Raw genomic sequence first — 14,086 nt, 5'->3', positions numbered from 1 at the left:
AATCATCAGTGGGATTTTACTCAACTGATGATTCATTTTTAAACAATATATTAGATGCTAAGTAGAAAGGAAATGGTTCCTTTGATACCAAAAATTTTAATAGTAGATGACGATCCACACATTAGAGAACTCGTTTCGGTATTTTTAGAACGAGAAGGTTTTCAAACATATGAGGCAATTGATGGAGTAGATGCACTTCAGAAAATGGATGACGTAAAAGTCGATATGGTTATTCTTGATATCATGATGCCAAATATGGATGGATTTGATGTATGTTTTGAATTAAGAAAATACTATGATATCCCGGTTCTGATGCTAACTGCCAAAGGGGAAACATCACAAAAAGTAAAAGGATTTCACCTTGGGACAGATGATTATCTTGTAAAACCATTTGACCCTATAGAATTAGTAGTGAGAGTAAAGGCATTATTGAAACGTTACCAAATTACAGTTTCCCAATCGATTCAAGTTGGAAATGTATTATTAAATCGTAAAACATTCGAAGTTACATCTGGAGAACAAACGGTTACATTACCGTTAAAAGAATTTGAGCTGCTCTTTACTTTAGGGTCTAAATCGGGAAGAACTTGTTCGAGAGAGCAATTAATTGAAGAAATATGGGGATATGATTTTGAAGGGAATGAGCGTACACTAGACGTTCATATTAATCGGTTACGTGAGAAGTTTCAAGAAGAGCAGTCGAAATTTAGTATTAAAACAATAAGAGGATTAGGGTATCGCTTAGAGGTAAGTAAATGAGAAAAAGAAAACGAATGAGTAAGTTGAAGATGCTGAAAGTATTTGGAGCGGTATTAGCGCTCTTTTCTTTTCTTACTATCATTTGGTCTATCGCATTTTATGTAGCAACTAGTATATTGAATGCTTTTGACGTAAACGTATCGCCGTTTGTTGCCTTTCTAATTAGTGATATGGTCGGTTTTGTATTTATTATTCTTATTTGGACATTGATTGGAATATTAATGAGACCAAAACGAGAGGCGATGATTTGGACTATTATTGAACCGATACAAAAAATTGCAAAAGGAGACTTCTCCGTAAAAATACGAAATGAAGAAAAGTATGATGGAGAAATTGGCGTGCTCGTAAAAAGTATAAATGATATGACAGATGAACTGAATACGATGGAGAAAATGAGACAAGAATTTGTATCGAATGTTTCTCATGAAATACAGTCACCATTAACTTCTATAAAAGGATTTGCTAGAGCACTACAAGAAGATAATTTTTCTGAGGAAAAAAGAAAGCATTATCTTACCATTATTGAAACTGAAACAACGAGATTATCTAAACTAAGTCAAAACTTATTGAAGCTAACTCTTTTAGAATCAGAAGAGTATACACCAGAAAGAGTGAGTTATCGATTAGATCAACAGTTAAAGCAAATTGTGTTAAATAGTGAACCACTCTGGGCTGAAAAAGAAATTGAGTTAGAACTAGATTTAGAAAAAGTACATGTTATTGCTGACCAAGAAAGTATGAGTCAAGTGTGGATTAATTTAATTCATAATAGTATTAAATTTACTCCAAGCGGTGGTACGATTACTATTCAGTTAAAGGAACATGAGACAGTAGTGGAAGTGCGTATCCGTGATTCAGGAATTGGTATATCAGAAGAACAGAAACAACATATTTTTGAACGTTTTTATAAAGCGGATTCTTCACGAAATCGTGCCTATGGAGGAAGTGGCTTAGGTTTAGCTATTGTAAAGAAAGTACTCGACCTTCATCAAGGAGAGATAAAAGTGGAGAGTGAGGAGGGAAAAGGTACTGAATTTATTGTGCGTATGCCGAATCATGAAGAGAAATAGTGTTAGAAGGAGAACCTTCTAACACTATTTCTCTTTAAAAATGCATTTGCCGTTACTGCAATTATATTGATAAGCTTTTCCTTCGCTTTTCATACTCATACACTCCCCTATGCTGGATTTGTTTTTATTTTACATGAATAATGGTAAAAAAATGAAACTTATAAATAAAAACTTTCTATAGTTACCTACAAGTAACCTACGCACATGAAAGTGCATCATTGCCTTTTTACATAAACATAGATACAATTTTAATATAATACATAACTGAAATGATTAAGGAGTGTTATACTTGGCAGAATTATTACAAGGTAAAAATGCTTTAATTACAGGAGCCGGTAGAGGGATTGGTCGCGCTGTAGCGATTGCATTAGCGAAAGAAGGCGTAAATGTAGGACTTTTAGCTCGCTCAGAAGAAAACTTAAAAGCTGTAGCGAAAGAAGTAGAAGCAGAAGGCGTAAAAGCTGTTATTGCAACTGCAGATGTTTCTTCATACGAAGAAGTAACAACTGCGATTGAAACGTTAAAAAATGGTTTAGGATCTATTGATATTTTAATTAATAACGCTGGTATTTCTAAATTCGGTAAGTTTTTAGAACTAGACGTTGCTGATTGGGAAAAAATCATTCAAGTAAACTTAATGGGTGTATACTATGCAACTCGTGCAGCCTTACCGAGCATGATTGAACAACAATCTGGTGATATCATTAACATTTCATCTACAGCAGGACAAAAAGGTGCACCTGTAACAAGTGCATATAGTGCTTCTAAATTTGGTGTCCTTGGCTTAACAGAATCGTTAGCGATGGAAGTTCGCAAACATAACATTCGTGTAACAGCTTTAACTCCAAGTACAGTAGCAACTGATATGGCTGTAGATTTAGGATTAACTGATGGAAACCCTGATAAAGTAATGCAAGCGGAAGATATTGCAGAATTTATCGTAGCGCAGCTGAAATTAAATAAACGTACATTTATTAAATCTGCTGGACTTTGGTCTACTAATCCATAGGAATTAAATTTAACTTTAAAAGAAGGGATATCTATTCTGTAAGGGGGAGATGTCCCTTCTTTATTTTTTGTATTTGAGACGGAATTTTCTGTATGATTAAAAGTGAATGGTAGAAAGCATTGGTAAATTGAAAGGAATGGCAGTTGTAAAAGAGTGATGTAAGGAGGAAAAAGGGATGAAAAAGAAGTTTCAAAAATTATAACATGTATCGGGTATAACGAGATTAGCTCGTGGACCTCCAGTATACATAACACTATATTGTATATTAAAAAATTGGAGGCTATAAGTAGATGAGAACTGAAAAAGAAATGTTAGATTTAATTATAAATACAGCAATAGAGGATGAAAGAATTCGAGCTGTCATCATGAATGGATCGCGTGTAAATCCAAATGTGAAAAGAGATTGTTTTCAAGACTATGATATTATGTATGTTGTAAATGATATACAATCTTTTACGTCTAATCATAATTGGATTCATAGATTTGGAGAAATAATGATTGTACAAATGCCAGAAGAAATGTCGTTAGTTCCACCAGATGAAGATGGGAAGTTTCCATATTTAATGCAGTTCGTGGATGGGAATCGGATTGATTTAACGCTAGTTCCAGTTGAGTTAATAAAAAAGTTCGTTGGACAAGATAGTTTAAGTAAACTGCTTCTTGATAAAGATAATTGTCTGGAAGAATTCCCGCCAGCAAGCGATAAAGATTACTTAGTAAAAAAGCCTACAGAAAAAGAGTTTTTAGATTGCTGTAATGAATTTTGGTGGTGTAGTACGAATATCGCAAAAGGGTTATGGAGAGAGGAGCTTTCTTATGCAAAAGGAATGCTTGAAGGACCGGTGCGAGATATGTTCATCGTAATGCTAGAATGGTATATTGGTATGAAAACAGACTTTACAGTTAATACAGGGAAGTTTGGAAAGCATTTTGAGCAATATATTGAAGAAGATATGTGGGAGCAATTTAAAAGAACATTTTCTAATGCAGAATATGAAAACATATGGGATTCATTCTTTGTCATGGGTGATTTATTTAGGGAAGTGGCGAACGAAATTGCTAACACGTATGAATATCAATATCCGCAAGATGATGATGATAAAGTGACGAACTATTTAAAACATGTGAAAGCTTTGCCGAAAGATAGTACATCGATTTATTAATAATATAAAGCAGCAAGACTGTCCTAATTAAGGACAGTCTTATTTTTTGTTTATGAATAACAATTTCTCTAACAAAGTGCAGATGAATCACATATGAAACTTTAGGGAGGTTTTTATTATGTATTATTTTTATTCGCCACAAATGTTTGCCCCATATCATTGGGGACTAGAACGAGATGTTTCATACGCCTATATGCCATATGACTCATTTTATTATGGAGACTATATAAGTTCATTGCCATACGTATATACCCCTCAAAACTATGAAGTACAAATGAAAGCATATGAGCGTGGATCGTGGACACCATTTTCATGGGTCGAAAAATATGCGTACGCATTTTCCGGACCGTACAATAAAGCGGAAGTAGCTCTTACATTTGATGATGGACCAGATTTAGAATTTACGCCAAAAATTTTAGATAAGTTAAAACAACATAATGTAAAAGCGACTTTCTTCTTACTTGGTGAAAACGCAGAAAAATTTCCGAACGTAGTAAAGCGTATTGCGAATGAAGGGCATGTAATTGGTAATCATACGTATAGTCATCCGAACTTAGCGAAAGTAAATGAGGATGAGTACCGTAATCAAATTATAAAAACGGAAGAAATATTAAATCGTTTAGCTGGTTATGCACCGAAGTTTATACGTCCGCCATACGGTGAAATACTTGAAAATCAATTAAAATGGGCCACAGAGCAAAATTTTATGATTGTACAGTGGAGTGTTGATACGGTTGATTGGAAAGGTGTGAGTGCTGATACGATTACAAATAATGTGTTAGGGAATTCATTTCCTGGAAGTGTCATCCTCCAACATTCAACACCAGGTGGGCATTTACAAGGATCTGTAGATGCACTAGACAAAATCATTCCGCAGTTAAAAACGAAAGGGGCACGTTTTGTAACACTTCCAAGTATGTTCCAGACATCAAAAGAAAGAAAGTGAATGTGTTATGAATTGGGAAAATAAGGTTTATGTCGTATAATGAAAGTGTAAGTTAGGGGGGATATAATTGATTTATGCACTAGTAAACATAGGAATAAGCATATTGATTAGTATTATTTTTATATTTGCGGCAATTATTCTTCAAAAGAATCCACCGACCGATATTAATGCGGCATATGGTTATCGTACGAAACGATCTATGAAAAATAAGGAATTATGGGGTGCGGGTAACAGGTATAGTGCAGAAGTGATGAAGCAAAATGGATTCATCATGATGTTAATTGGAAGTGTTATTAGTATACTGTTTAGATACTCCCATACAACGTTAGCTATAATGATCTTTATGCTAGTACTAATCATTCGCTTATTCATACGAGTAGAGAAAAGATTGAAGGCACTTGAGCAATAATGAAAAATAGGACTCCACGCAATATAATGCTAGGAGTCCTATTTTATTTATAAACTATTATTTTCTAGTAAGTCTTTTCCTTGTTCAACAACAAATTCATAGTATGCAAGATCATATGGATAAATATCATCAAAAGTTATCGTTATCGGTTTATTGCTCAAAACAGAAGTAGCTGTAAAAGATGAAATTTCACCATTTAATAGTTGTAGAAAAGAAGTTGCATGTACTTTCATCACATCGTCTACTTCTTCACCTGGTGCGAATGGAAGTGGATTGATGACATTGTGAAAATACATATGACAAAATTCACGATCAGTAAGATTTGAAAGTTCATAATCTATTTTAAAGATTCCTTTGTATACTAAATCAGTAGTTTGAAAGGAAAGCCCCAATTCTTCTTCGATTTCACGAAGACCACCAATTTGTACATCTTCATCATGCATAATATGTCCAGCTGAAGTAATATCCCATATAAGTGGAGCTTCTTTTTTATTTTTAGAGCGTAATTGGAAATATAAGAATATATCTTTAGCATCTTTTTCTACAAACCAACAATGAAATGTTTCGTGCCAATCACCGTCACGATGCACTTCATCGCGTAATTTCTTCCCAAGTGTATTTCTTTCAGAATCAAATATTGTTAACCACTCTGTCATTTTAATTCCCCTTTCTGCAAATTTTATTATACAATATTCGTATTGAATTTTGGGAAAATAAAGAAAAAGGGGCGATTATAAGTGGAGATAGAGCGTATGGAAATAAAATCGATTATTTCAACAGAGGAAGAGTTACGGAAAATATTGGGGAAACCAAGTGAGCGAGCATTGAAAAAAGTTATTTCATCATTAGACCACCATTGTGTAGATTTCCTTTCTAAATCTCCTTTTCTAGTATTATCTACTGCAAATAAGTTGGGGGAGTGTGACGCCTCGCCGAGAGGAGACGCACCTGGATTTGTATACGTACTCAATAATAATAAAATTATCATTCCAGAAAGGCCAGGAAATCGTCGTATAGACTCCATTTTGAATATTATTTCAAATCCACGTGTAGGACTAATCTTTTTTATTCCAGGTCTTGGGGAGACACTTAGAATAAATGGCCGAGCGTATATTACAAACGATGAAGAAATTTTGAAAGAAATGCAGGCGAATGGACGTAATCCGTTGCTTGGAATTGTTGTTGAAATAGAAGAGTGTTACATTCATTGTGCAAAAGCGTTTATTCGTTCGAAGATATGGGATCCAGAATCTTGGTTACATAAAAAAGAGTTACCTTCAGCAGCAAAAATGTTGTTAGAGCATGCGAAAGTGAATGCTTCAGAAGAAGATGTTGCACGTTCTTTAGAAGAAAGTTATACAAAAAGATTGTATTAAAAATTTTATTGATATAATTTTGTAAGGTGAGTATGTACGGGTTTTAGAATGGGGATTTATCCCGCATTAACGGGCAGTAACACCCCTACCTCAAAATTCAGCGAAAGCAAAGAAGTTAGGTGGGGATCAACTGCCCGTAAAAGCCCGATTGGTGAAGGCTAATAATCAGTGGGGATGAACAAAATCCCCACTGATTAAAGTTTCACTTTATATATGAACCGTTGATTTATAAACTGGAGAAATGACAAAATAGGTAAATTGAGTGGCAGTTGCATAATGCTATTGTGAAATATAATAAAAAATTATTTTGAAAATAGTTAGTAAAAATAGGCTTGCTTTTTAAAAATTTGATAACTATAATAAGTTAACAAATAGACATGAACGAAAAAGTAATGATAAGGACACGAAATCATTTTTACGGTTTACAGAGAGGGAAGCCAAGGGTGTGAGCTTCCTAACACGAGAAATGATTTTACCACCTTTGAACTTCAATAGTGAACGAGTAATCTAGTAATTATTGGCGGTATCAGCCGTTATCTGAACTTGAGCAATCTAGAAGGAGATACGTCTAGATTGGAACAAGGGTGGAACCACGAAAACACATTCGTCCCTTTCCTAGGGATGAGTGTGTTTTTTATGGTATAAGAGATTGAAAATTTAAAATAATTAAAAAATAGTATTGATTTTGTTTTTTATGCGAGTATAATGAGTTAACAAATAAACATGAACGAAAAAGTAACGATAAGGACACGAAATCATTTTTACGGTTTACAGAGAGGGAAGCCAAGGGTGTGAGCTTCCTAACACGAGAAATGATTTTACCACCTTTGAACTTCAATAGTGAACGAGTAATCTAGTAATTATTGGCGGTATCAGCCGTTATCTGAACTTGAGCAATCTAGGAGGAAATACGTCTAGATTGGAACAAGGGTGGAACCACGAAAACACATTCGTCCCTTTCCTAGGGATGGGTGTGTTTTTTTACTTTGAAAGGAGGTGCGGTAATATGAAACGATTTATAAGTACGGAAATAACCACCACCTGCATGACAAAAAAGCAGAGTAAGGTGATGTATAGATGTAATAATTAAACTTTTAGGAGGAGATTAGAAGATGAATAACGTTATAAATGTTGGGGTATTAGGTTTAGGTACGGTCGGAAGTGGTGTTGTTCATATTTTGAAAGAACATTATAAAAAAATCGCACTTGATACAGGATACGAAGTGAAAGTGAAAACAGTCGTTGTACGTGATTTGGAAAAAGAACGCGATGTTTGTATTGACGGGATTGCAGTAACAAGTCATGCAGATGAAGTTCTAAATGATTCAAATATTGATATTGTAGTAGAGGTAATGGGCGGAATTGAAGAAGCAAAACAGCATATTGTTAAGGCTTTACGAAATAAAAAACATGTCGTAACAGCAAATAAAGATTTAATGGCTGTATATGGTGCAGAGCTTCTTCAACTGGCGAACGATAATGATTGTGATTTATGTTACGAAGCGAGTGTAGCGGGCGGTATTCCAGTGTTAAGAGGACTAACTGATGGGCTAGCATCAGATCAAATTGAAAAAATAATGGGAATTGTAAATGGTACAACAAATTATATGTTAACAAAAATGAGTCAAAATGGATGGTCTTATGAAGAGGCTTTACAGGAAGCACAAAAATTAGGCTTTGCAGAATCGGATCCGACAGCAGATGTAGATGGACTAGATGCGGCGAGAAAGGTAGCAATTCTTGCAAACTTAGGTTTTTCGATGAATGTTTCATTAGATGATGTGCAAGTAAGAGGGATTCGAAAGGTCGAAAAAGAAGATTTACAAATGGCTGAAAAGTTAGGATTTACTATGAAGTTAATTGGTAAGGCTGAAAAACAAGGACCAGCCATTCATTTAAGTGTAGAACCGACGCTTTTACCGAGCCAGCATCCATTATCAAATGTGAATAATGAATTTAATGCGGTGTATGTCCATGGCCAAGCGGTAGGAGAAGTGATGTTTTATGGACCCGGAGCTGGGAAGTTACCGACTGGTTCTGCTGTAGTAAGTGATATTATTTCAATCGTTAAAAATATGAATCAAGTTCCGAAAAATAAAAGTGCGTTAAAAGAACCAGTTCCTTATGAATTACAAGGTGATGAAGAAGTAGTTTCGAAATATTTCTTACGCATTTCATTACAAGATGAGCCTGGGATGTTACAAAAAATAACAGAATGTTTCGTTAATTATTCTGTAAGTTTAAAAGAGGTTATTCAATTACCTTTAAACCGTGAACTGGCAGAAGTCGTTGTTGTGACACATCGAACTTCCAAGTATCAATTTGAACGAGTTTTAGAAGCGATAGAAGCTGTCGCAAGTGAAATAAACAGTTACTACATTATTGAGGAGGAAAAACAATATGTATAAAGGACTATTAAAACAATATGCGTCTTATTTACCGGTGAATGAAAATACACCTGATGTCAGCTTAATGGAAGGAAACACACCACTTATTCCATTATTAAATATATCAAAACAATTAGGGATTCAGCTATATGGTAAGTACGAAGGAGCGAATCCGACAGGTTCTTTTAAAGATCGTGGTATGGTCATGGCAGTTGCTAAGGCGAAAGAAGAAGGTTCAGAAGCAATCATTTGTGCATCAACAGGTAATACATCAGCATCAGCTGCAGCATATGCGGCACGTCTTGGGATGAAATGCATTATCGTAATACCGGAAGGAAAGATTGCACATGGGAAATTAGCGCAAGCGGTCGCTTATGGAGCTGAAATTATTTCAATAGAAGGGAATTTCGATGATGCGCTTAAGGCTGTAAGAAATATTGCTGCAGAAGAGCCGATTACGTTAGTAAACTCAGTAAATCCTTATCGAATTGAAGGGCAAAAAACAGCAGCGTTTGAAATTTGTGACCAATTGCAAAATGCACCAGATGTTCTAGCTATCCCTGTTGGGAATGCAGGGAATATTACAGCGTATTGGAAAGGCTTCTGTGAATATGAGAAAGAAAAAGGTTATAAAAAGCCAAGAATTCATGGCTTTGAAGCGGAAGGAGCAGCTGCAATTGTAAAAGGGCATGTAATTGAAGAGCCTGAAACAATTGCAACAGCGATTCGCATCGGTAACCCAGCAAGTTGGGCGTATGCAGTAGAGGCTGCCGAGCAGTCTCGTGGTGAAATAGATATGGTATCAGATGAAGAAATTTTACATGCGTATAGGTTATTAGCAAAAACTGAAGGAGTTTTCGCTGAACCAGGATCAAATGCTTCATTAGCCGGCGTAATTAAACATGTTCAATCTGGGAAAATCAAAAAGGGAGAAACAGTTGTTGCGGTATTAACTGGAAATGGTTTGAAGGATCCTGATATCGCTATTTCTTCAAATCAACTAGACATCGCAAGTGTGTCAAATGATATAGAACAAATTAAAGATCATATTAAAGGGGTGATTATGTCGTGATACCATTTAGCGTTCGTGTCCCTGCTAGTACGGCGAATGTTGGTCCTGGATTTGATTCAGTTGGAATAGCTTTGTCATTGTATTTAGGTGTGGTGGTTAAAGAAAAAGCTGATAAATGGCAAGTAATCCATTCCTTTGAAGAATCAATTCCGACAGACGATAAAAATTTAATCGTTAGCACGGCATGTAAAGTATGTCCTTCTATATCACCCCATATAATAGAAGTTACTAGTAATATCCCATTAACGAGAGGGCTAGGAAGTAGTGCATCAGCGATTGTAGCTGGGATAGAGCTTGCGAATCAACTAGGCAATTTGAACTTAACTGCTGATCAAAAAGTTCAAATTGCTACAAATTTTGAAGGACATCCTGATAATGTTGCTGCTTCTATATTAGGTGGAACTGTAATTGGAGCACTTGATGGAAAGGATGTTTCCGTCGTAAGAATTGAGAGCAAGGAATTGGGTGTAATTTCTCTCATTCCGAATGCAGAATTAAATACAGATGAAAGTCGATCTGTATTACCAAAGATGTTTCCGTTTCATGAGGCAGTTAAAGCTAGTGCGATAAGTAACGTATTAGTAGCTGCATTATGTCAAAAGCGGTGGGAAGTTGTAGGTGAAATGATGGAGAGAGACCATTTTCACGAACCATATCGTTTAGAACTCGTACCATTATTACCATCTATTCGTAAATGCGCAAAAGAATTTGGTGCGTACGGCACAGCACTTAGTGGTGCGGGGCCATCTATTTTTATATTAACGCCATATGAGAAGCGTCAAGAAATCGCTGAGCAATTAGCGAGAGTATTTACAGATATGAAAGTATGTGAGCTTGAAATCGACCATAAAGGTATTATTGTAAATAAGGAAGAGCATATTGGATCGTAAAGAAAGCTGGCATGGCTAGCTTTCTTTACGTTGCAAACCTATTTTAAATTAGGTTTTTTCGGAAAAATATAAAACAAATGTTGATTTTGAATAATGTAAGTAAAGAGTGCATTCATTTTGGAGGTGATTAAATGAATAAAGAGTCACCAGAAGAAAAAAGAGAGCGTATGAGACAAAGTGAATTAAAAAGTAATCCTACGGGTTCTTTACGTGACGGACTCAATAGAGCGGAAACGGGTAGTCCAGTTGATATAGCAGGCGGTATGAATTGGAAAGGTACAGGAATAATCATTTTAGTACTACTTTTAGGATACATTGTATACACTTATTTTTTCAGTTGAAGAATGCTTGTTAAAATTTTGATTTGTTTAGTTTCATAATTGTTGAGAAAAAATGTAGTTACTGTATTACATATCTTCTAAGCGAATTATAGTTGTTCATATCAACTTTTAATACTCCAAACAGAGCTAGCAAAATGCTAGCTCTATTCTTTTTTGCCACATTCCTGTAACAAAGCATCTGTATATTCATTGGTGGAGGTGCAGAGGATGAAAAAAACGATAGCGATATGTCTTCTTACAACTATGTCGTTTTCGACTTTAGTCGGTTGTGACGTAAAAGGTAGTAATGCTGTACAAGAGTCTAAAATAAAGAAAGCGACGTATAAAGATTTTACTTATGATGTAAATCCAGAAACATTCACATTAACTGTAGAACATGAGGGGGCAAAGGAACAGGCATCACAACCCCTACCGAAAATGAAGGTATCGAATGTAAAAAAAGAAAAGGATCGTACATCGTGGGAATATCCAGATCAAAAAGTAAAAATAAAATTAGAAAAGAAAAAAGACCACTTAAACATTGAAATGGAATCGACTGGTGCAGAAAGCTTTACATGGCCGAAAGTAGAAGCTGAAAATTATACACTTCCGTTATGGGAGGGTAAGCAAATTCCGAGCAATGATGAGAATTGGAAGAAGTTTTTAAAGGATGATGCATATTCATTTGCTGAATCATTTTCTATGAAGTTTTTCGCATTAAATGGTTCGAAATATTCAATTGTATATATTGCAACGAATATGTTTAATAATGAATTGAAATTTCATTCGGATCCGAAAATAGGATTTGATTTTACACATGAATTTCCGAGCATAAATAAAAATAAAACATATGGATTTCAATTATATGTGACAAATAATGATGCGGTAAGCATTGCTAAACTGTATAAGGATGATATTGTTCGAAAAGGTGAATTTAAAACATTACAAGAAAAGGCTAGAAAAAATAAAGAAATCGAAAAGTTATATGGAGCGGCGCATTTTTATTTTTGGAATCAAAATGGTTTATTAGAAAATAATATAAATTGGCCAAAACTAAGGGAGCAAATAAATAGCCCGCTGTTTAGTCATATAAAAGAACTTATTCAAAAGAATAGTTCCGAGCCTGGGGAACTGAATGTATTGGATCAAGTAAGTAAACAAGATTTCATTGATAAGTATCAAAAAAATGTTATTTTACGTTATATAAACGAAGTATTATCGATGAAGGAATTTTATAAAGAGGATATTTTTCAAAACGTTAATCAGGAAGCTAGTGTGCTATTAAAGAAAGGTGTAGGTCACTTAACGAATACAGAATTGTATAGCTTAAATAAGCATTTATTAAAGTCGCTACTTGGTGATGCGGTTGAAGAGGTAAGTAAATGGGGTAATGCAGATGGAACGGATATATTAAAGGAAATGAAAGAGGCAGGAATAGAAAAAGCGTGGATTGGTCTGCCGAACTGGGAACAAGGATTTATGCAACCTAATTTCGTAACAAAAGCTAAGGAAATGGGGTATTTAGTTGGTCCGTATGATTCGTATCATTCCATTCACGAAAAAAGTGATAAAAATTGGAACACAGCATCCTTTAATGACCCGTCATTATACGAAGAGGCTACTGTAACGAAGAAAAACGGAGAAAAGGTGCAAGGCTTTTTAGGAAGAGGTCGCAAGTTAAACCCGACTTTATCGCTGCCTAGTGTAAAGGAACGCATGAATGATATATTACAAAATGGTCCTAAATATAATTCATGGTTTATTGATTGTGATGCGACAGGTGAAATTTACGATGACTATTCAGCGAAACATATAACGACGCAAGAGCAAGATTTAAAAGCACGTTTAAAACGAATGGACTACATTGCGCAAGAAAAGGGTATGGTCGTTGGTTCTGAAGGCGGAAATGATTTTGCTAGTAGTACGATTGCATTTGCACATGGAATTGAAACACCTGTTATTAAATGGGACGATGAAGATATGCGGAAAAATAAAACAAGTCCGTATTATGTCGGTGGATATTGGTCACCAAATCAAAATGTGCCTGAAAAATATGCAAAACAAGTACCATTGAAAGAAGAATATAAACAAGTATATTTAAACCCAGTATATTCGGTACCATTATATAAATTAGTATACAATGATTCCGTTATTACAACACATCATTGGGAATGGGGAAGTTTAAAGGCAAAAGATGAAGTTGGAAATCGAATGCTGTCTGAATTATTGTATAATGTTCCTCCGTTGTACCATTTAGATGAAGTAGAGTGGAATAAGCATAAAAAAGAAATTACAGAGCATCTAAAAGTTTGGAATGAAGTTCATGAAAAAGCAGTAAAAGAAGAGATGACGAATTTTGCGTATTTGTCAGAAGATAAGCTAGTACAATCTGTTTCTTATGGAAAAGATATTAAAATCATTGTGAACTTCTCAAATGAAGACATGGAAGTAGAAAAAACAAAAATAAAAGCAAAGTCGGCTTACATTGATAATCAGGGGAAGAAAAGCGTGTATACGCCGTTTGAGAAATAATAACGTCAAATATACTGTATTCATAGAGATTTTATAATTAGCTGGATTCTTTATTCATATCGTTTGTTAAGAAAAAGACATCCTAATTTAAAATGAAAGAGTTAATAAATTTGTAAATTCATATGTTGCGAAGTGCTAAATTTTTGAAATTGG

Annotated in this window: 13 protein-coding genes, 1 pseudogene and 2 other annotated features; of the genes and pseudogenes, 12 read left to right on the top strand and 2 right to left on the bottom strand. The window is 34.9% G+C overall.

Annotated features, from left to right (window positions below; translation table 11 throughout):
* Positions 1-81 precede the first annotated feature (81 nt).
* A complete protein-coding gene (hitR, locus tag D1166_RS23475; RefSeq protein ID WP_000612414.1) occupies positions 82-759 on the top strand; it encodes an envelope stress response regulator transcription factor HitR in 678 nt (225 codons plus the stop codon).
* Positions 756-1,829, top strand: a complete 1,074-nt coding sequence (hitS, locus tag D1166_RS23470) for an envelope stress sensor histidine kinase HitS (RefSeq protein WP_001231622.1) — start codon at positions 756-758, stop codon at positions 1,827-1,829. The genes hitR and hitS overlap by 4 nt, the downstream gene beginning before the upstream one ends.
* A 24-nt stretch (positions 1,830-1,853) precedes the next feature.
* Here hitS and D1166_RS32395 read toward each other — a convergent pair.
* A pseudogene (locus tag D1166_RS32395) lies at positions 1,854-1,922 on the bottom strand (DUF3139 domain-containing protein); the annotation flags it as partial.
* A gap of 196 nt (positions 1,923-2,118) precedes the next feature.
* On the opposite strand from D1166_RS32395, the gene D1166_RS23465 reads away from it, so the two are divergent.
* The 4 genes from D1166_RS23465 (at position 2,119) to D1166_RS23450 (ending at position 5,356) form a co-directional block, all read left to right on the top strand.
* Positions 2,119-2,838, top strand: coding sequence for a 3-ketoacyl-ACP reductase (locus tag D1166_RS23465; RefSeq protein ID WP_000818985.1), 720 nt, complete (start codon positions 2,119-2,121; stop codon positions 2,836-2,838).
* Between the two features lie 290 nt (positions 2,839-3,128).
* Positions 3,129-4,001, top strand: a complete 873-nt coding sequence (locus D1166_RS23460) for an aminoglycoside 6-adenylyltransferase (RefSeq protein WP_097855739.1) — start codon at positions 3,129-3,131, stop codon at positions 3,999-4,001.
* A 118-nt stretch (positions 4,002-4,119) separates the two neighbouring features.
* Positions 4,120-4,947, top strand: coding sequence for a peptidoglycan-N-acetylglucosamine deacetylase (locus tag D1166_RS23455; RefSeq protein ID WP_097855738.1), 828 nt, complete (start codon positions 4,120-4,122; stop codon positions 4,945-4,947).
* 70 nt (positions 4,948-5,017) lie between these two features.
* Positions 5,018-5,356 carry an SdpI family protein gene (locus D1166_RS23450; RefSeq protein WP_025966230.1) on the top strand — a complete coding sequence of 113 codons (339 nt, stop codon included), beginning with the start codon at positions 5,018-5,020 and terminating at the stop codon, positions 5,354-5,356.
* Positions 5,357-5,403: 47 nt separating this feature from the next.
* Here D1166_RS23450 and D1166_RS23445 read toward each other — a convergent pair whose 3' ends face one another.
* Complete coding sequence (locus D1166_RS23445; protein ID WP_097855737.1) at positions 5,404-6,012, bottom strand: NUDIX hydrolase; 609 nt, start codon at positions 6,010-6,012, stop codon at positions 5,404-5,406.
* A gap of 81 nt (positions 6,013-6,093) precedes the next feature.
* On the opposite strand from D1166_RS23445, the gene D1166_RS23440 reads away from it, so the two are divergent.
* The 6 genes from D1166_RS23440 (at position 6,094) to D1166_RS23415 (ending at position 13,933) form a co-directional block, all read left to right on the top strand.
* On the top strand, positions 6,094-6,732 hold the full coding sequence (locus D1166_RS23440) for a pyridoxamine 5'-phosphate oxidase family protein (protein WP_000402130.1): 639 nt from the start codon (positions 6,094-6,096) through the stop codon (positions 6,730-6,732).
* 383 nt (positions 6,733-7,115) lie between these two features.
* Positions 7,116-7,347 (top strand) — a binding site (T-box leader).
* A gap of 114 nt (positions 7,348-7,461) precedes the next feature.
* Positions 7,462-7,693 (top strand) — a binding site (T-box leader).
* Positions 7,694-7,844: 151 nt separating this feature from the next.
* Complete coding sequence (locus D1166_RS23435) at positions 7,845-9,140, top strand: homoserine dehydrogenase (protein ID WP_001066899.1); 1,296 nt, start codon at positions 7,845-7,847, stop codon at positions 9,138-9,140.
* Positions 9,133-10,191 (top strand): threonine synthase, encoded by a 1,059-nt coding sequence (gene thrC / locus D1166_RS23430; protein WP_000276433.1) that lies wholly within the window; start codon positions 9,133-9,135, stop codon positions 10,189-10,191. The genes D1166_RS23435 and thrC overlap by 8 nt, the downstream gene beginning before the upstream one ends.
* On the top strand, positions 10,188-11,081 hold the full coding sequence (thrB, locus tag D1166_RS23425) for a homoserine kinase (RefSeq protein WP_000612105.1): 894 nt from the start codon (positions 10,188-10,190) through the stop codon (positions 11,079-11,081). The genes thrC and thrB overlap by 4 nt, the downstream gene beginning before the upstream one ends.
* A 131-nt stretch (positions 11,082-11,212) precedes the next feature.
* Positions 11,213-11,422 carry a DUF6366 family protein gene (locus tag D1166_RS23420; protein ID WP_001031483.1) on the top strand — a complete coding sequence of 70 codons (210 nt, stop codon included), beginning with the start codon at positions 11,213-11,215 and terminating at the stop codon, positions 11,420-11,422.
* A gap of 207 nt (positions 11,423-11,629) precedes the next feature.
* Entirely contained in the window at positions 11,630-13,933 is a 2,304-nt protein-coding gene (locus D1166_RS23415) for a glycoside hydrolase (RefSeq protein ID WP_097855736.1), read from the top strand.
* Positions 13,934-14,086: the final 153 nt, after the last annotated feature.

The organism is Bacillus sp. ISO11, assembly GCF_003458115.1.
GTDB classification, from domain to species: domain Bacteria; phylum Bacillota; class Bacilli; order Bacillales; family Bacillaceae_G; genus Bacillus_A; species Bacillus_A cereus.
Note: the sequence above shows the minus strand (reverse complement) of the source record. Positions and strands in the feature narration are given on the sequence as shown.